Source organism: Lysobacter auxotrophicus, from assembly GCF_027924565.1.
GTDB classification, from domain to species: Bacteria; Pseudomonadota; Gammaproteobacteria; order Xanthomonadales; family Xanthomonadaceae; genus Lysobacter_J; species Lysobacter_J auxotrophicus.
On sequence record NZ_AP027041.1, the window covers coordinates 2,258,452 to 2,276,009 of the forward strand.

20 protein-coding genes are annotated in these 17,558 nt (G+C 67.5%); 4 read left to right on the forward strand and 16 right to left on the reverse strand.

Features of this window, described 5'->3' with window-relative positions:
• Nucleotides 1–2: 2 nt before the first annotated feature.
• Both LA521A_RS10005 and soxR read right to left on the reverse strand, forming a co-directional pair.
• Nucleotides 3–1,196, reverse strand: coding sequence for a glycosyltransferase (locus LA521A_RS10005; protein ID WP_281778770.1), 1,194 nt, complete (start codon nt 1,194–1,196; stop codon nt 3–5).
• 137 nt (nt 1,197–1,333) lie between these two features.
• Nucleotides 1,334–1,783 (reverse strand): redox-sensitive transcriptional activator SoxR, encoded by a 450-nt coding sequence (gene soxR, locus LA521A_RS10010; RefSeq protein WP_281778771.1) that lies wholly within the window; start codon nt 1,781–1,783, stop codon nt 1,334–1,336.
• Nucleotides 1,784–1,850: 67 nt separating this feature from the next.
• On the opposite strand from soxR, the gene LA521A_RS10015 reads away from it, so the two are divergent.
• Nucleotides 1,851–2,846: an NADP-dependent oxidoreductase gene (locus LA521A_RS10015; protein WP_281778772.1), complete on the forward strand. Its 996-nt coding sequence runs from the start codon at nt 1,851–1,853 to the stop codon at nt 2,844–2,846.
• Nucleotides 2,846–4,282 (forward strand): MFS transporter, encoded by a 1,437-nt coding sequence (locus tag LA521A_RS10020; RefSeq protein ID WP_281778773.1) that lies wholly within the window; start codon nt 2,846–2,848, stop codon nt 4,280–4,282. The genes LA521A_RS10015 and LA521A_RS10020 overlap by 1 nt, the downstream gene beginning before the upstream one ends.
• Here the strand turns inward: LA521A_RS10020 and LA521A_RS10025 are convergent.
• From LA521A_RS10025 to LA521A_RS10035, 3 genes are all read right to left on the reverse strand, one after another.
• On the reverse strand, nt 4,279–4,476 hold the full coding sequence (locus LA521A_RS10025; RefSeq protein WP_281778774.1) for a hypothetical protein: 198 nt from the start codon (nt 4,474–4,476) through the stop codon (nt 4,279–4,281). The two genes, LA521A_RS10020 and LA521A_RS10025, sit on opposite strands and share 4 nt — an antisense overlap.
• 103 nt (nt 4,477–4,579) lie before the next feature.
• A complete protein-coding gene (locus LA521A_RS10030) occupies nt 4,580–4,963 on the reverse strand; it encodes a DUF4019 domain-containing protein (protein ID WP_281778775.1) in 384 nt (127 codons plus the stop codon).
• A 70-nt stretch (nt 4,964–5,033) separates the two neighbouring features.
• Nucleotides 5,034–5,963, reverse strand: coding sequence for an AraC family transcriptional regulator (locus LA521A_RS10035; protein WP_281778776.1), 930 nt, complete (start codon nt 5,961–5,963; stop codon nt 5,034–5,036).
• A gap of 176 nt (nt 5,964–6,139) precedes the next feature.
• Here LA521A_RS10035 and LA521A_RS10040 point away from each other — a divergent pair, with 176 nt between their 5' ends.
• Together LA521A_RS10040 and LA521A_RS10045 are read left to right on the forward strand one after the other, a co-directional pair.
• Nucleotides 6,140–7,138, forward strand: a complete 999-nt coding sequence (locus LA521A_RS10040; RefSeq protein ID WP_281778777.1) for an aldo/keto reductase — start codon at nt 6,140–6,142, stop codon at nt 7,136–7,138.
• Nucleotides 7,139–7,292: 154 nt separating this feature from the next.
• Nucleotides 7,293–8,051 carry an SDR family oxidoreductase gene (locus LA521A_RS10045; RefSeq protein ID WP_281778778.1) on the forward strand — a complete coding sequence of 253 codons (759 nt, stop codon included), beginning with the start codon at nt 7,293–7,295 and terminating at the stop codon, nt 8,049–8,051.
• 2 nt (nt 8,052–8,053) lie between these two features.
• On the opposite strand, the gene LA521A_RS10050 is transcribed toward LA521A_RS10045, so the two are convergent.
• From LA521A_RS10050 to LA521A_RS10100, 11 genes are all read right to left on the reverse strand, one after another.
• Complete coding sequence (locus tag LA521A_RS10050) at nt 8,054–8,530, reverse strand: YbhB/YbcL family Raf kinase inhibitor-like protein (protein ID WP_281778779.1); 477 nt, start codon at nt 8,528–8,530, stop codon at nt 8,054–8,056.
• A gap of 71 nt (nt 8,531–8,601) precedes the next feature.
• Complete coding sequence (locus tag LA521A_RS10055; RefSeq protein WP_281778780.1) at nt 8,602–9,213, reverse strand: HD domain-containing protein; 612 nt, start codon at nt 9,211–9,213, stop codon at nt 8,602–8,604.
• 393 nt (nt 9,214–9,606) lie between these two features.
• Nucleotides 9,607–10,173 carry an NADPH-dependent FMN reductase gene (locus LA521A_RS10060; protein ID WP_281778781.1) on the reverse strand — a complete coding sequence of 189 codons (567 nt, stop codon included), beginning with the start codon at nt 10,171–10,173 and terminating at the stop codon, nt 9,607–9,609.
• A gap of 79 nt (nt 10,174–10,252) precedes the next feature.
• Nucleotides 10,253–10,600, reverse strand: a complete 348-nt coding sequence (locus tag LA521A_RS10065) for a zinc ribbon domain-containing protein YjdM (protein WP_281778782.1) — start codon at nt 10,598–10,600, stop codon at nt 10,253–10,255.
• Between the two features lie 67 nt (nt 10,601–10,667).
• A complete protein-coding gene (locus LA521A_RS10070) occupies nt 10,668–11,039 on the reverse strand; it encodes a DUF1622 domain-containing protein (RefSeq protein ID WP_281778783.1) in 372 nt (123 codons plus the stop codon).
• Between the two features lie 22 nt (nt 11,040–11,061).
• Nucleotides 11,062–12,018, reverse strand: coding sequence for a formylglycine-generating enzyme family protein (locus LA521A_RS10075; RefSeq protein WP_281778784.1), 957 nt, complete (start codon nt 12,016–12,018; stop codon nt 11,062–11,064).
• A complete protein-coding gene (locus tag LA521A_RS10080; RefSeq protein ID WP_281778785.1) occupies nt 12,015–12,962 on the reverse strand; it encodes an HAD family hydrolase in 948 nt (315 codons plus the stop codon). The genes LA521A_RS10075 and LA521A_RS10080 overlap by 4 nt, the downstream gene beginning before the upstream one ends.
• A 9-nt stretch (nt 12,963–12,971) precedes the next feature.
• A complete protein-coding gene (locus LA521A_RS10085; protein WP_281778786.1) occupies nt 12,972–14,489 on the reverse strand; it encodes an arylsulfatase in 1,518 nt (505 codons plus the stop codon).
• A 99-nt stretch (nt 14,490–14,588) separates the two neighbouring features.
• Entirely contained in the window at nt 14,589–16,238 is a 1,650-nt protein-coding gene (locus LA521A_RS10090) for an arylsulfatase (RefSeq protein ID WP_281778787.1), read from the reverse strand.
• A gap of 45 nt (nt 16,239–16,283) precedes the next feature.
• Nucleotides 16,284–16,910 carry a YidH family protein gene (locus tag LA521A_RS10095; RefSeq protein WP_281778788.1) on the reverse strand — a complete coding sequence of 209 codons (627 nt, stop codon included), beginning with the start codon at nt 16,908–16,910 and terminating at the stop codon, nt 16,284–16,286.
• A gap of 12 nt (nt 16,911–16,922) precedes the next feature.
• Nucleotides 16,923–17,333 (reverse strand): hypothetical protein, encoded by a 411-nt coding sequence (locus LA521A_RS10100; protein ID WP_281778789.1) that lies wholly within the window; start codon nt 17,331–17,333, stop codon nt 16,923–16,925.
• Between the last annotated feature and the right edge of the window lie 225 nt (nt 17,334–17,558).

Genomic DNA, 17,558 nt, shown 5'->3' on the forward strand with positions numbered 1-17,558 from the left:
GATCAGGTCGTCGCCAGTTCCGCGCGTTGTTGCGCCAGCGAACCGTAGAGCGATTCGACCTGGCGCATCAGCGTGTCCGAACTCCAGCGTCGCGCGTCGTTCGGGCCGGCGGCGGACAGGCGCGCGCGCAACTCCGGCGAACGCAGCACCTGCGCGACCTGCGCGGCGAAGGCCTCGACGTCTTCCTGCGCGATCACCGCGCTGTGCGTATCGCGCAGCACCGTCGCCGTGCCCATCACCGCGGTCGAGACGATCGGCACGCCCAGCGCCATCGCTTCGATCAGCACCAGCCCCTGCGTTTCCGTGGGCGAGGCGAACACGAACGCGTCGCCGGCCTTGTACGCGTCCAGCAGCGTGGTTCGCCGATCGAGGTTGCCGAAGAACCGCACGTTCGCCTCGATGCGCAGTTCGCCCGCGAGCCGGCGCAGGCGTGCTTCGTCCGGGCCTTCGCCCGCGATCAGAAACAGCAGGTCGGGGAACTCGCCCACGAGCCGCTGCACGATGCGCAGCAGGAACCCGATGTTCTTCTCCAGCGACAGGCGGCTCACGGTGACCAGCGTCGGGACATCGCCGGCGATGCCGTGCCGCTCGCGGAACCGTGCGCCGTCGCCGCCCTGGAACTCGGCCAGGTCGATGCCGGTGGGCAGCACCGTGTGCGGCGTGTCGATGCCGTAGCGCTGCAGCACCTCGACCATCTGCGCGCTGGGCACGATGAGGTGATCCACGCCGTGGCACAGACGGCGCGATGCCGCGCGCGCGACGAAACGCCCCAGCGCGGTCGGCAGCCACGGCAGGTAATGGCCGACGTATTCCTCGAAGTAGGTGTGATAGGTCTCCACCGTCGGCACGCCCATCTCGCGCGCGAGCTGCACGCCCATCGCATGCGCGCGGAACGGCGTGTGGATGTGGATCACGTCCCACTCGCGCAGGCCCAGCGCGTCGCGCATCGCGCGCGCGGCGTCGGCACGCATCAGGCGGTCTTCGGGATCGAAGAAGATCACGCGAGCGGGAACGCGCAGGACCTCGAATTCGCCGTGCCCGTCGTGCTGTTCCTGGCCGCTGTCGTCGCCGTAGTCCGGCGCGACGATGGTCACCGCGTGGCCCATGCGCGCGAGCGATCGGGCGAAGGTGCGGATCGAGGTGGACACCCCGTTCACGCGCGGGAAGTACACGTCCGACAGCATCAGCAGGTTCATCGCGTGCGTCCGTCCGGCGCCGGCCGCCGGTTTGCACGATTGCAGCGGAGATTTGTGACAGGAACGTCACAGGGCGAGGAACGGATGGGGCCGAACGGGGAACGAGCGCACGCAAGGCGTTCGCTCGATTCGCGTTGCTAGGTTCCCTCCTCGTCTTCCCAGCGCCGCGCTCCCGCGCCCTGCTCGCCCAGCACGTCGCGCGGATTAGCGAGTTTGCAGCGGTCCAGCGACAGGCAGCCGCAGCCGATGCAGTCGTCCAGCATGTCGCGCATGCGGATCAGCTCGCCGATGCGCGCGTCCAGTTCCTCGCGCCATGCTCTGGAAAGACGCGACCAGTCGCGCCGCGTCGGCGTGCGGGCTTCGGGCAGGCTCCCCAGCGCGTCGCGGATCGTCGCCAGCGGCATGCCGACGCGTTGCGCCGCGCGGATGATCGCGATGCGGCGCAGCGTGTCACGGGCGTAGCGTCGCTGGTTCCCGCCGCTGCGCTGGCTTTGGATCAGGCCCTTGGCCTCGTAGAAATGCAGTGCCGACACCGACACCCCGCTGCGCCGGGCGACTTCGCCGACGCTGAGTTCCTCCACGCCCATCGGCTTGACCTCAACTTAAGTTGAGGTTCTATCCTCGCGCCCGTCATCGTTTCGAGTCAAATCCCCCATGGATACCCGCACCGCACGCGACGGTTACCTCGCAGGGTCCGCGCCTGCGCCGACGATGCAGGCGATCGTGTTCGACGCCTACGGGCCGCCCGACGTCCTGCGCCTGGGCGAGGTTCCCCTGCCCTCGCCGGCCCGCGGCCAGATCCGCGTGCGCGTGCGCGCCGCCGGCGTGCAGCCGGCGGATTGCGCCACGCGCAACGGCTGGTTCGCGCAACGCGGCATCGGGATGGCACCGTTTCCAAGACAGCTCGGCAACGAGTTCGCGGGCGTGGTCGATGCGGTCGGCGACGGCGTCGAATCGCTGATCGTCGGCGACGAAGTGCTCGGCTGGACGAGCGCGAACGCCTACGCCGAAGCCGTCGTCGTGCCGATCGAACAGGTCGTCCTCAAGCCGGTGATGATGTCGTGGGCCGTCGCCGGCGCGTTGTCGGCGTCGGGACAGACCGCGCACACGGCGGTGGAAGCGCTCGACATCCGTCGCGGGGACACCGTGCTCGTGCACGGCGCGGCCGGCGGCGTGGGCACGATGGCGGTGCAGCTCGCGCGGTTGCGCGGTGCGCACGTCATCGGCACCGCGAGTCGCGAAAACCACGACTACCTGCGCGCGCTCGGCGCCGAACCCGTGTTGTACGGCCCGGGCCTGGCCGAACGCGTGCGCGCCATCGCGCCGCACGGCGTGCACGCGGCGCTCGACGGCAGCGGGCGTGGCGCGCTGGATGCGTCGATCGAACTGGGGATCGAGCCCTCGCGCATCGGCACGCTGGTCGACTTCGAGGACGTCCAGCGCCTGGGCGTGCAGGCGATCCGCAGCCAGCGCAGCCGCGAGCGGCTCCAGGCACTGGTCGATCTGCACGACGCCGGCCGCCTGCGCGTGCACGTGCGCGACATCTATCCGCTCGCCTACGCGGCCGTGGCGCATCGCGACGTGGAGAACGGCCACGGACGTGGCAAGGTGGTGCTCATGGTGTACGAGCAACGGGGGTTCGCGCTGTGATGGACGGACGTCGGGACGGCGATACCGCCGCGACAACGCAGGATACGGGCGAGATCGCGTCGCCTTCCGTGCCATCCCGCGACGAGGGGAACCGCGCCAGTCTGTTCGACCGGCGCTATCGCGGCACGACGATCGGCGCGGTCGTGCTCGTCGCGCTGTACGCGTTCGAAGCGCTCGCCGTCGCGACCGCGATGCCGACCGTCGCGCAGGCGCTGGACGGCCTGCCGCTGTACGCGCTCGCCTTCGGCGGCACGCTGGCGTCCTCGGTCATCGGCATGGTCGCGTGCGGCCCGTGGGCCGACCGGCGCGGACCGGCGCCGCCGTTGCGGCACGGCATCGTGTGGTTCTCGATCGGCCTGCTGATCGCGGGGTTCGCGCCGTCGATGGAAGTCCTGCTGCTGGGCCGCATCGTGCAGGGATTCGGCGGCGGACTGATGTCGGTGGCGTTGTACGTCGCGGTCGGCCGCGTGTACCCGCCGGCGATGCACCCGCGCATCTTCGCCTCGTTCGCCGCCGCATGGGTCGTGCCGGCGGTGATCGGGCCGACGATCGCCGGCGCGCTCGTGCAATACCTCGGCTGGCGCTGGGTCTTCCTGTCGGTTCCGCTGCTCGCGATGACCGCGGCCGCGTGCGTGCTGCCGGCGCTGCGCGGACTCGGCAGCGCGACGGAGCATGCGGACGGCGCAGGCCTTTCGCCGCATCGGCTCGCATGGGCCGTGGGCGCGGCGGCAAGCGCGCTCGCACTTCACTACGCAGGGCAGCTGCGGCACGCTGGCGGCGCGGTGATGCTGGCGGCGTCGGCCATCGCGCTGCTGGTCTGCGCGTGGCACCTGCTGCCGCGCGGCACGCTTCGGGCGGCGCGCGGCCTGCCGACAGTGGTGATGATGCGCGGCATCGCTTCCGGCGCGTTTTTCGGCACCGAAGTCTTCATACCGTTGATGCTCTCGCGCGAACGCGGCCTCTCGCCAACGATGGCCGGCGCTGCGCTCACGCTAGGCGCGCTGGGCTGGTCGCTGGGATCGTGGTGCCGCAGCCGGCCGTCACAGCCGTTCACGCCGTCGCAGCTGCTGCGTTACGGCATGGCGCTGATCGTGATCGGCATCGCGGGCGTCGCCTGCGCGGTGTCGCCTTCCCTCCCGGTGGGTGTCGGCATCGTCGGCTGGATCGCCGCCGGCTTCGGCATGGGCCTGCTGTTCCCGACGCTGTCGGTGCTAATCCTGGAACTCTCGCCGCCGCATCGCCAGGGCGTGAACTCCTCCGCGCTGCACCTGTGCGATGCGCTGTTCACCGCGACGGTGCTCGCGGTGGGCGGCTCGGTGTTCGCCGCGCTGATGACGCGCGCGCCGTCGATGGCCTACCTCGTCGGCTTCGGGATCTCCGCCGCGCTCGCGCTGCTCGGCGCGGTGCTCGCGTCGCGGGTGCGACCTGCGGGCTAGCGTTGCTGCGCCGCGTTCGACCAGCGCCAGCCGATGACGAACCCCGTGATGGCCACGGCCACGGCGAGCACGGTGCCCGCCGTGTTCTGCGGGCCGTACTCGGCGATCAGCCAGACGATCAATGCGGTGGCCGCCAGCGCGACGGCCATGCGCCAGTCGCTGACGAAATCCACCACGAACTCCAGCACATCCACGATCAACGACCTCGCCGCATCCCTGCCGCATGCGCGGCGCCGACCTTCCCCGCCGACAGACTAGCCGCGCCGGCGGCGTGCGGCCGGCGCGTCGTCGCGAGGATCAGGCGTCAAGCGCATCCGCGGGCAGCACGCCGTAGCCGGCCAGGCGCCAGATGCCGTCGGCCTCCTGCTCCAGGGTGACCATTTCCTCGCCAACCCATCCGGCGAATCGCGACTGGAAGGTCAGGCGCAGGTACTGCGGCTCCGCCGGATCGCGGCGCGCGCCCACCCAGTCGCGCGACACCAGCGCGCCCTGGCTTTCGCGGAACGGGACGATGGCGGTGGCGACTTCCTGCGGCGGGACCATCCGGCGCGCGCTCTCGGACGCGCGCTCCCAGATGTCGAGCATCCGCCCGTTGTCGATCTCTTCAAGCAGACGGAACGCGGCCCGGATCAGGGCCGCGACGTGGGGAACCGCATCGTGGGAAATGTTCATGCCGGGCATGGTTCCCGACGCGCCCACTTTGCTCCATCGGAGCAATCCTATTTGCGCGACCGGCCGGCGCCGGCGCCGGTCAGGCCGGCGGGCCGCGCATCGCCATGACCTCGCGACGCGGCGGCGCGCCGAACAGCCGGCGGTATTCGCGACTGAACTGCGACGGGCTTTCGTAACCGACGCGATGACTCGCCGCGGCGGCCTCGATCCCGTCCACCAGCATCAGCCGCCGCGCTTCCTGCAGGCGCAGCTGTTTCTGGTACTGCAGCGGCGTCATCGCGGTGGCGGCCTTGAAGCGTTCGTGCAGGGAGGACGCGCTCATGTGCGCGGCGGCGGCGAGCTGCTCGATGCGCAGCGGTTCGTGGTAACGCTGCTTGATCAGGTCGATGGCGCGTGCGACGCGTTGCGACGGTCCTTCCACGTCGCACAGCTCGCGCAGGCGTTCGCCGAGTTCGCCGGTGAGCACGCGGTAATGGATCTCGCGCGTGGCCAGCGGCGCGAGCACCGCCGCCTCTTCCGGCGTATCCAGCAGGCGGACCAGGCGAAGCACGGCGTCGAGCAGCGTCGCGCTCGTGCGGCCGACGAACACCGCGCGACCGCCGCGACGTGCCGCGCGCTCGGCAGGCACCTGCGCCAGCAGTTCGTTGACCAGCGCGGTGTCGATGTCGATGCGCAGGCACAGGTACGGCGACTGCGTTGTCGCATCGAGGATCTGTCCGGTGATCGGCAGCGACATCGACACCACCAGGTAGTTGAGCGGGTCGTAGTGGAAGACCTCCTCGCCCAGCAAGGCCCGCTTGCTGCCCTGCACGACCACGCACAGGCTCGGGTGGTAGACGGTGGGCAACGGCAACGAGGGCTCGCTGGCCTGGATCAGCGACAGGCCGGGCACGCGCGAATCGTGCAGGCCGTCGCCGGGGACGTTTCGGGCAATCCGGTCGGCGAGCTCGGCCTGCTGGGCTTCCATTCCGTGCGGCGCGGCGATGACGTTGGAGGCGTTCGTATTCATGGCGTGGGGCCTTCTATGGCACGGGCCGATTATGCGCCGCCCGGTCGGCCCGCCAAGGACGCGGCGCACACGCCCGGAGGATCGGGCAAGGATCGCAGAGCAATGGGCTAACGCCGCCTCGCGGGCCGGGCGCAGCATGTGTCCACGTTCCCTCCCCCCTTCGCAGGAGACCTCGCATGAACGTTCCCTTCCCCCGTCGCACCCTCGGTCGTCAGGGCCTGGTCGTATCCGCCGTCGGCCTGGGCTGCATGGGCATGTCGGATTTCTACGGCCCCAGCGACGAGGCCGACAACCTTGCCGTCCTCAACCACGCGCTCGACATCGGCGTGAACTTCCTCGACACCGCCGACATGTACGGCGTCGGCCGCAACGAGGAACTGCTCGCCAAGGTGCTGCGCACGCGTCGCGACGAGGTCGTGCTCGCGACGAAGTTCGGCAACGTGCGCGCGCCCAACGGCGATTTCCTCGGCATCGACGGATCGCCCGAGTACGTCGCCGCCGCGTGCGATGCCAGCCTCAAGCGCCTGGGCGTCGAGCACATCGACCTGTACTACCAGCACCGCGTCGATCCGAAGGTGCCGATCGAGGAGACCGTCGGCGCGATGGCGCGCCTGGTCGAAGCCGGCAAGGTCCGTCACCTCGGTCTGTCGGAAGCTTCCGGCGCGACCGTGCGCCGCGCCGCCGCGGTGCACCCCATCGCCGCGTTGCAGAGCGAGTATTCGCTGTGGACGCGCGAGGTCGAGAGCGATGCGCTGCTCGCGTGCCGTGAACTGGGCATCGGTTTCGTCGCCTACAGCCCGCTGGGTCGCGGCTTCCTCACCGGCGCAATCCAGAACACGAGCGAGCTGTCCGACAGCGACTGGCGCCGCCAGAACCCGCGCTTCCAGGACGGCAACATCGACCAGAACCAGCGCCTGGTCCAGGCCGTGACCGAACTCGCGCGCGAACGCGAGTGCACGCCGGCGCAGCTCGCCTTGGCGTGGCTGCTGCATCGCGGCCCGGACATCGTGCCGATCCCCGGGACGCGGCGCATCTCGCGACTGGACGAAAACGCCGGCGCGGCCCGCATCGACCTGACGATGGCCGAGCAGCGCCGGCTCGACGAAGTGCTCGCCACGCACGAAGTGGCCGGCACGCGGTATCCGGCGGCGGGCATGTCGTCGGTCAACGCCTGATTCACGCGTGAGGTTTCCCGAATGAGGAGTGCGCTCGCGCTCCTCAATCGCGCTCTTCATTCGCGCCCACGCGCCACGCACCTTTCCACCTGCCCCGCGCGGCCGGCACGCCGGCCGTCGACGGGCGCCTGCACCCCGAAATCGGAGAAACCCCATGTCAAAGCAGGATTTCCTTACCCTCGACATCGCCGGCAAGGTCGTCGCCATCACCGGCGCCAGCAGCGGCATCGGCGAAGCCACGGCGCTGCGGCTCGCGCAGCACGGCGCGATCCTGGCGCTTGGCGCGCGTCGCACCGACCGGCTCGAGGCGATCGCCGCGCAGATCCGCGACAACGGCGGCGAGGTGCTCGTGCACGCGCTCGACGTCACCCGGCGCGACCAGGTCGAGGCGTTCATCCAGGCGACGATCGCGCGCTTCGGCCGCGTCGACGTGCTGGTCAACAACGCCGGCGTGATGCCGCTCTCGCGCCTGGCCGACCTCAAGGTCGACGAATGGGACCGCATGGTCGACGTCAACGTGAAGGGCGTGCTGTACGGCATCGGCGCGGTGCTGCCGTCGATGAACGAACGCGGCGCCGGGCAGATCGTCAACGTGTCGTCCGTCGCCGGGCGTCAGGTCTTCGCGACGGCCGCGGTGTACTGCGCGACGAAGTTCGCCGTGCACGCGCTGTCGGAAGGCCTGCGCCAGGAATCGCCGTTCCTGCGCGTGACGACAATCGCGCCGGGCGCGGTGGAATCGGAGCTCACCAGCACGATTTCCGACCCGGCGATGAAGCGCGAAGTCGACGAGGTGTTCCGCAAGGACATGCTGCCCGCCGATGCCATCGCCCGGGCGATCGCGTTCGCGATCGGCCAGCCGGCGGACGTCGACGTCAACGAGCTGGTGGTGCGTCCGACGGCACAGGCGTACTGAGGTCAGTCGCCTTTCTGGTACGTCCCGATCATCTCCGCCTGCGCGAGCACATGGCCTTCCATGGCGTCGAGCAGGCGGAGCTTGTCGACATCGCCGAGGTCCGGCAGTTCGATGTCGAGCGCATACAGCCGGAAGAAATAGCGATGCCGGCCGATCGGCGGACACGGGCCACCGTAGCCGGCGCGCTGCCAGCCGTTCTGGCCGGCTTTCGTGCCGTACGGAAGCTGGTCGCTGCGCAGGTTTTCCGACAGTCCGGTCGACGTGGCCGGCAGGTTGTACAGCACCCAGTGCACGAACACGCGCCTGGGTGCGGCCGGATCCGGCGCGTCGGGGTCTTCGACGATCAACGCCAGGCTGCGCGTGCCGTCGGGCACGCCGGACCAGCGCAGTTCGGGCGAGATGTCCTCGCCTTCGCAGGTGAAGCGCGACGGGATGCCCGCGTTGTGTTCGAACGCAGGCGAACTGATCTGGAAGGCCATGCGCGGTTCCTCGCACGATTCACGTCGTCGGCGCGATTGTTCGGCATCGCGCGCATGCGTGCCGTCAAGGGCTAGCGCTTGGACGTGACGGCACGTCGCAGGTTGTTGCGCGCCGCGGCGTCCAGGCGCTGGTGGAAGAACGGCGTGAGGTAGATGCGCTCGCGCCCGAGCAGCGATTTCAAGAAGCGCTTGCGGTTGATGCGGAACAACCAGCCCGGCACGACGGCGCGGTATTCGGCGGCGATGCCGCGATCGTAGGCATCGAACACCGTCGGCTCGGCGCCGAGGATCGCTATGTCGCAGTCCAGGAACAGCGCGGCTTCCTCGTCGACGTCGTTGGGTTCCAGCACACCGTGCCGCGCGGTGAGTTCGATCAGCTGCGTCACGCGCGGCACGTCGATGTGGCGATCGGGCATGAAGCGCCCGATGTGTTCTTCGGCGAGCTGGGCCGAACGCGTTTCGTTGTCCTTGCGGCCGGCTTCGTAGATCGCGTCGTGATAGAGCACGGCGAGCGCGACCTCCGACGGTTGCGTCCAGCCGGGCCCGTGCGAGGCCTCGACGTAGTGGCGCAGCACTTCGCGCACGTGGTCGAAGTTGTGGTACGCGCGCGGCGGCGTGGCGTACGCGCCTTCGAGCGCGCTGCGCTGGGCGTCGGGAAGATCGAAGGGAAGCGGGAGGGTCATGCGCAGGCCGAGGGCGAGGTCGAGCGCATTGTCGCGCCGGAAGCGGGCGGCGTCATTCGCATTCTGGTGTCGGCGTCATTGGGCCCGGGCGGCGGCGTCACACGCGTTCAACCGTCATCCCCACACCTCACCGCCCCCCCCACACCTCACCGTCACCCACCTCACCGTCACCCACCTCACCGTCACCCACCTCACCGTCATCCCCACACTCAACGTCATCCCGGCGAAAGCCGGGACCCAGGCCCGTAGCGCACCACGGCACTCCGCACCGACGACCCGCGCCTCACCGTCATTCCAGCGAAAGCTGGAACCCATTTTTTGCCTTTCGTCTGCAAAACGGTTGGCGCGCCGCAGGTAACAGCTACTTACGGAAAGATCGCAAGCATCAAACCCTCACTTCCGCCCCGCATCCACATGCAGCCTCACCCACTGCGCGTACCGGTCCATCCAGTCCTGCAGGAACTTGCGGCTGCCTTCCGACGCCACGCCGCCGGCATCGTCGAAGAACCCTTCCTTGACGTGGATGTACGCCTCCGGCTGGCCCATCGTCGGCACGTCGAGGTACGCGAGGATGTTGCGCAGATGCTGCTGCGACATCGCCGTGCCCGCCGCGCCGATCGAACCGCCGATGACGCCCGCCGGTTTGCCCTGCCAGGCGCTGTCGCCGTACGGGCGCGACGCGTGGTCGATCGCGTTCTTCAGCACGCCCGGCACCGAGCGGTTGTACTCCGGCGTGACGAACAGCAGGCCGTCGGCGTCGCGGATTTCCTGCTTGAGCCGCTTCACCGGCGCGGCCTGGTGGCTGTCGTCATCTTGGTTGTACAGCGGGAGGTCGTCGATGCGGCACTCGTGGAAGGTGAACGACGAGGGCGCCATCTTCATCAGCGCATTGGCGAGCTGGCGGTTGATCGACTCGCGGCGCAGGCTGCCGACGAGCAGCGCGATGCGGTACTGGCTCATGGGACGCTTCCGTGACGGGGGAAGCGCCCACTGTCCCGCGATGCGCGATAACGCGCGGTGATGGCGCGAAGCGGCCCGGTCAGGCCTTGCGCAGGAAGACCGTCTTCAGCACCAGGCCCTTGATCTTGTCCGAATTGCCTTCGATGTGTTCGGCATCGTCCTCGACCAGGCGGATGTTGCGGATGACCGTGCCCTGCTTGAGCGGGATCGAGGAGCCTTTCACCTTGAGGTCCTTGATCACCACCACCGTGTCGCCCTCGACGAGCACGTTGCCGTTGCTGTCGCGCACGACCACGCCCGACGCCGCCGCGCCCTCGCCCTCGCCCTCCACCCGCCATTCGAAGCCGCAGTCGGCGCAGACGAAATTCGCGCCGTCCACGTAGGTGTTGGTCAGGGTGCACTGCGGACAGGCGGGCGAAACGGGCATGGCACGGCTCCAGCAAGGGGGCGCGTATTTTACGCGACCGGACCGGCGATTCGCGGCCGCGCACGGGTCAAGGCGCAGGTTTCTCCGTTTCCCTCGCGCGCTCCAGCTCGCGGATTTCGGCGACGTCGCGTTCGAGGAAATAGTTGAGGAAGGTCCGGATCACCGCCACCGCGGCGAGGCGGCCGATGCCGTCCCAGTCGGGCGTGATCGAGGATTCGATGATGTCGGCCGCCAGCTGGAACGTGAGCCCGGCGACGAGCCAGTGCGAATAGCGCATCCACAGGCGGCGCCGCGCGTGGCGCTCGATTTCGTGCTGCGTCATCAGCAGCACGATGCCGTCCTTGATCGCGATGAGCGTGCCGACGACGATCACCGCCAGCGCGAGGAAATCGATCGCCAGGATGGTCGGTTCGGATACGGCGATCAGCCAGTGCTCCATGCGCCCTCCCGCGGGGATCGGATCAGTCGCGCACCACCAGCCGGAAACCGACGTGGCACGTCGAGGTGTCCACCGGCTGCGCCATGCGCGCGGCCGGGCGATAGCGGCGGCAGTAATTCGGCGCGCACAGGTGCGAGCCGCCCTTCATCACGCGGCGCGGTACGCGCGCGGGATCGCGCGGGTCCAGGCTCGCGTCGCGCTCGGCGCCGCGCGGGTTTTCCAGCGTGCAGCACGCGTGCTGCTGGATGCGCCCGTGGTCCTGGTACCAGTCGGCGGTCCATTCCCACACGTTGCCGATCATGTCGTACAAACCGTAGCCGTTCGGTTCGAACGAACCCACCGGCGCGGTCCACGCGAAGCCGTCCTCGGGCTTGAGCTCCCACGGGAACTCGCCCTGCCAGGTGTTCGCCATGTGCTTGCCGTCCGGCACCAGGTCGTCGCCCCAGGCGAATTCGGCGCCCTCGCGCCCGCCCTTCGCGGCGAATTCCCATTCGGCTTCCGTCGGCAGTTCCTTGCCGATCCACTGCGCGTACGCCAGCGCGTCGGCGTAGGCGACGTGCACGACGGGATGGTCTTCCAGCCCGTCGAGCGAGCTCTCCGGCCCGCGCGGATGCCGCCAGTCGGCACCGGGGATGTACTGCCACCATTGGAAATGATTGCGAAGGTCCACGCGCCCCGGCGGCGGCACGAAGACCACCGACGCCGGCACCAGCATCGCCGGATCCGCATCGGGGTAATCCGCCGGATCGGCCGGCTTTTCCGCCTGCGTGACGTGCCCGGTCGCCTCGACGAAACGCGCGAAGTCGCGATTGGTCACCGCATGCCGGTCGATCCAGAACGCATCCACGCGCACCTTGTGCGCCGGGCGCTCCTCGGGATAGTGGTGGTCCGAGCCCATGATGAACGCGCCGCCTTCGATGCGCACCATGTCCTCATGCGCGCGCAGGTCGCGAATCCTGTCGTGCTGCAGATTGCTCAAGCGATGCCTCCGGTCGGATCGTCGTTGCCTTCGGGGAACACGCGGTTCCAGTCGCGCTGCATGCTGACCACGCCGATGCCCAGTTCACCCGCGCGGTCGAGTCCTTCGCGCAACGCGCTCAGCTTGAAATCGCGGTCGTAGGCGAACTCGCGCGTGGCGTCGTCGTGGTGAAGGAGCCATGCCATCCGCGGCCCGTCGCCACCTAGCGTATACCGGATCATCGCCAGGTCGCCATCGGAATTGCCGAACGCGAACACCGGCCGACGACCGATGTGCAGGGCGATGTTGACCACTTTCTCTTCCCTGTCGTCGAAGCTGCCCAGTTCTGGCAGCTTGCGCAGCACGATGCCGCCGTCGGCCTCCTCCAGCTTCATCTTCGTGCTGGAACCGACCACCTGCTCCGGCGGGATGCCGTACAGCTGTTGCGCGACCACCCGCACGAACTCCACGCCGCCGCCGGTCACGATGTACGTCTTGAAGCCGTTCGCGCGCAGGTGTTCGAGCAGCTCATGCTGCGGCACGAAGGTGTTGTGCATGAACGGTCGGCGCAGCTTGGGGTGTTCGGCCTGCCGCAGCCATCGCCATGCATTGGCGTGGAATTCCTCCACCGTCATGCCGGCATGCGTCGCGAACGCGGGCTCGAAGACCTGCTGCTTCGGCAACGACATCAACGTCTTCACGTCGCCGTCGATCATCGCCTTGAACGCGGGCTTCTGCAGCAACGACGGATCCTGCTGCGTGAGCCGTTTCACCTCGGCCAATGCGAAGAACACCTGCACCTGCAGCGGGAACTCGCACCACAGCGTGCCGTCGTTGTCGAACACGGCGATGCGCTCGGCGGGCGCGATGAAATCCGCCCCACCCTCGCGCGTGGTGCGCGCGACGAAGTCGAGGATCGCCGACTTCGTCGCGCCATCGTTCCATGAAGGCAATGCGTCGCCCATGCCCGGTCCTCAGTTCTGCGAGGGACTCGCCGTCATGATTTTTTCCATCGCGTCGCTTACGGTGAAGCTTGCGGCCTTGGCGCGTGGCGGGAATTCCTTGAACGTCTCCAGGATCTTCGCCACGATCGCCTGCGCCGGCACCATCAGGAACATGCGATGCGCGATCCAGTCGGCGTAGTAGATGGTGTTTGGACCGTTCTCGAACGGATCGGCGCGCAGGTTGTACATCGACGGCGCACGCCGCACGGTGAAGGGGCTCTGCCAGACACCCATCGGGTTCTTGGGCTCCACTTCGCCAACCTGCTCCATGAAGGCGACCTTCCACTGTCGCACGCGAACGGCGAGCAGATCGCCATCGTCGCTCCAGTACATGAACCCCTCGCGCGGCGATTTGTCCACCTCGCCCTTGAGGAAGGGCAGCAGGTTGTCGCCATCCAGATGCACCTTGAACTTCTTCCCGTTGAGTTCATGCCCCTTCTTCACCTTGCCGACGAGATCGGGCTCGCCGCACGCGGCGGCGAAGGTGGGAATGAAATCCTCGTGGGCGCAGATATCGTTGATGACACGTCCCGGCTGGATGACGCCGGGCCAGCGCATCACGCACGGAACGCGGAACCCGCCTTCCCAGTTGGTCGCCTTTTCGCCGCGGAAGGGGCTCGTTCCACCATCCGGCCAGGTGAACTTTTCGGCACCGTTGTCGGTGGTGTAGACGACGACGGTGTTCTCCGTAACGCCGAGTTCGTCCAGCAGCGCGAGCAACTCGCCGACGTGTCCGTCATGTTCGACCATACCGTCCGGGTATAGCCCAAGCCCCGTCTTCCCCTGCGACTCGGCTTTCAGGTGCGTGAACACGTGCATGCGCGTGGAGTTGAAATAGCAGAACCATGGGCCGCCCGCCTCGTGGCCGCGCTTGATGAAATCCTTGGCGGCTTCGAGGAATTCCTCGTCGATGGTTTCCATCCGCTTGCGCGTCATCGCACCGGTGTTCTCGATGCTCTGCCCGCCTTTGCCGTCGGACTTGCACTTGAGCACGCCACGCGGGCCGAACTTTTCCTTGAACTTGGGATCCTTCGGGTAGTCCTCGTTCTCCGGCTCTTCTTCGGCGTTGAGGTGGTAAAGATTTCCGAAGAATTCGTCGAATCCGTGCATCGTCGGCAGATGCTCGTCGCGATCGCCTAGATGGTTTTTCCCGAATTGCCCCGTGGCGTAGCCGAACGACTTCAGCACCTGCGCGATGGAGGGATCGTCCGGCCCGAGGCCGAGTTCCGCGCCGGGCAGACCGACTTTTGTCAGCCCCGTGCGTATCGGCGATTGCCCGGTAATGAACGCCGCGCGCCCGGCCGTGCAACTCTGCTGCCCGTACCAGTCGGTGAACAGCGCGCCTTCCTTCGCGATGCGATCGATGTTGGGCGTCTTGTAGCCCATGACGCCCAGGTTGTAGGCGCTGACGTTGTACCAGCCGATGTCGTCGCCCATGATGAAAAGGATGTTCGGTTTGTCGTTCGACTTTCCGTTCGCCTTGGCCACGACTCGCTCCTTCTGGATGTCGGTTCGCGCGTCGCGGAGAACGTGGCGCGCCGTGATGCGATGCGCCGGGCGATTCGGGTCGCCCGGCGCCGTTATCGCTCAGCTGGCTCCGGCGTTGGCGTCGCGCATCTTCGCCAGCGCGTCGTCGATGGTGAACGAGTTGGGTCGCTGCACCGGCGGGAAATCCTTGAAGGTTTCCGCGAACTTCGCCGCGCCCAACTGCGCGGCGAAGATGAAGTAATCGTTGTGCAGGATCCAGTCGTAGTACGTGTTCGACGTGATGTCCGCGAATTCGTAGGGATCGGTGCGCAGGTTGAATATCTTGGGCAGGCGCAATCGCGTGAACGGCTCCGCCCACACCTGCAAGGTGCCCTGGCAGCGCTGTTCCATGAACACGATCTTCCAGTTGTCGTATCGCATGCCGAGAATGTCGCCGTCGTCGCTGATGTAGAAGAAGAAGTTGCGTGGGCTCTCCTTCGTCTGCCCGGTGATGTACGGCAACAGGCTGAATCCGTCGATGTGGTTCTTGTAGGTACGGCCGATCGCCTTGTAGCCCTTCTTCAGCTTCTCCACGACGTCGGGCGCGCCCGCCATCTCCAGGAACGTCGGCAGCCAGTCGTGGTGTTGCACGATGCCGTTGGCGATCGAACCCGCCGGAACATGGCCCGGCCAGCGCACCATCATCGGGATGCGGAACGCGCCTTCCCAGTTGGTGTTCTTCTCGCTGCGGAACGGGGTCATGCCGCCGTCGGGCCACGTGTTGCGGTGCGGCCCGTTGTCGGTGGAATACTGGACGAAGGTGTTTTCGGCCAGACCGGCCTCGTCGAGGAAGTCGAGCATCTGCCCGACGTTCCTGTCGTGGTCGATCATCGTGTCGTGGTACGGCGACTGCCAGCGCCCCGCCTGCCCGAGGCTTTCCTTCTTGGTGTGCGTGAACAGGTGCATGTGGGTGGTGTTGAGCCAGACGAACCACGGCTTGCCGGCCTTTTCCTGGCGTTTGATGAAGTCGATGGCGGCGGCGACGAACTCGTCGTCGCAGGTTTCCATGCGCTTCTTGGTCAGCGGCCCGGTGTCTTCGATCTTCTGCTTGCCGACCTTGCCCCAGCGCTCCTGCACCGTCGTGTCGTCCTTGTCGGTCGCCCAGCAATGCAGCACGCCACGCGGACCGAAGTGCTCGCGGAACTTCGGATCCTTCGGGTAGTTCGCCATCTCCGGCTCTTCCTCGGCATTGAGGTGATAGAGGTTGCCGAAGAACTCATCGAAACCGTGGTTGGTGGGCAACATGTGATTCAGGTCGCCCAGGTGGTTTTTACCGAACTGTCCGGTCGCGTACCCCTGTTCCTTCAGCAGCGCCGCGATGGTCACGATCTTCTCGTTCATGCCGATGGGCGCGGCGGGAATGCCGACCTTCGACAACCCGGTGCGGTACACGCTCTGTCCGGTGATGAACGACGAACGCCCCGCGGTGCAGCTCTGCTCGCCGTAGGAGTCGGTGAACATCATGCCTTCGCGCGCGATGCGATCGATGTTGGGCGTCTGGTAGCCCATCAGGCCGTGCGAATAGCAGCTCAGGTTCGAGATGCCGATGTCGTCGCCCCAGATCACCAGGATGTTCGGCGGGCGCTCGCCCGATCGGCGGGATGCCGCTGCGCCGCGTGTTTCCTTTTCCGGTGCCGCTCCGCTGCGTTGCGACGGCGGTGCGGACTTGGCCACCTTAGCCGGACGGGCGGCCTTCTTCGCCTGTGCCATGACGCGTCTCCTTGTGGTGTGGGGGAAGCAACAGCGATGTCGACCTCAGCCGCGCGCCACGTCGAACACCATCGTGACGATGGCGTACAACCCGATCAGCAGCAGCGCGCAGGCCGTGAGTAACGTGTACGAAACCGGATAGGCGCTCTCGCCATGCACCAGCCCGTGCTGGACCATGGCGTTGCGCTGCGCACGCAGCGTGCGCATGAAATTGACGTGGTAGACGATGCCGACGACGAGCAGCAGCACGCCGAGCATCACCAGGGCCATGCCGAAATTGCTCGGCGCCGCGGTGCCGATCTTCAGCAGGCCCGAATCGCGCCCCTTGCTGAAGACCTGGAAGATGGTGAAGCCGAAGCCGATCAGCGACAGCGCCGTGCGGATCACCGACATCAGCGTGCGTTCGGCGCTCATGCGCGTGCGCTGGAACGACATGCCGGTGCGCCGCATCGACATTTCGGTGCGACTGGTCGACAGGTCCGTGCGGTATTCGGACAGATCGGTGCGATGCTCCGACAGCCCCGTGCGGTGCGTGGACAGCTTCGTCCGATGCTGCGAAAGCGTGACCGACGCGATGTCGGGATCGAGCTGCGACACTTCCGGGATCGCCGGCAGTGGCGCTTCGGTGACGCGTTCGGGGCGGATCGGCGCTTCGTCGTTCGTCGAGCTCACGCGTCTCTCCACTCAGGCCGTGCGATGCGCACGCGCGTGCCACCAGCGCACGAGCCGGTTGATCGGCCCGCGGAGCAGCAGGTACGGAAGGAAGCACAGGGCGACGATGACGTTGATCGCCTCCAGCACGTGGAACGTGCCGAGCACCTTGTACTGGTAGATGATTTCCATCACCAGGCCCAGCAGCAGGATGCGCGCCGTGGCCTTCACGCCTTCGCGCAGCGAATCGCGACGCGCGGCGGGGTCGTTGACGATGTTCCAGAAGTAAGGCGGCCGTCCGGTCTTCGCGTCCTTCACGCCGTCGCGCAGCGCCATCAGCAAGGCCATGCCCGGTTGCAGGAAGAACCGGAACGACATCGGGCCCTGCGTGCGGCCGATCAGGTCGTCGTAGAAACGCACCACGTCGTGCACGAACGCTTCCAAGCCCCGCTCCTTCTGCATGACTGCATGGGAACAACCGGCACTACGGACAGCTCGACTTCCGAACGCGGCGGGAAAAGCGCGGCTCCGGCGTGACGCACCGGACGGCTTCGCTCGCAGTCGCCCGCCGTCATCCAGAACTCGCCACGCATGTGGCGTCCCCGGCGGCAGGCCACCGGATCATCGTGTCGACGCGGTGAAAAGGTCGTGACGGCGGAATGAACGAGA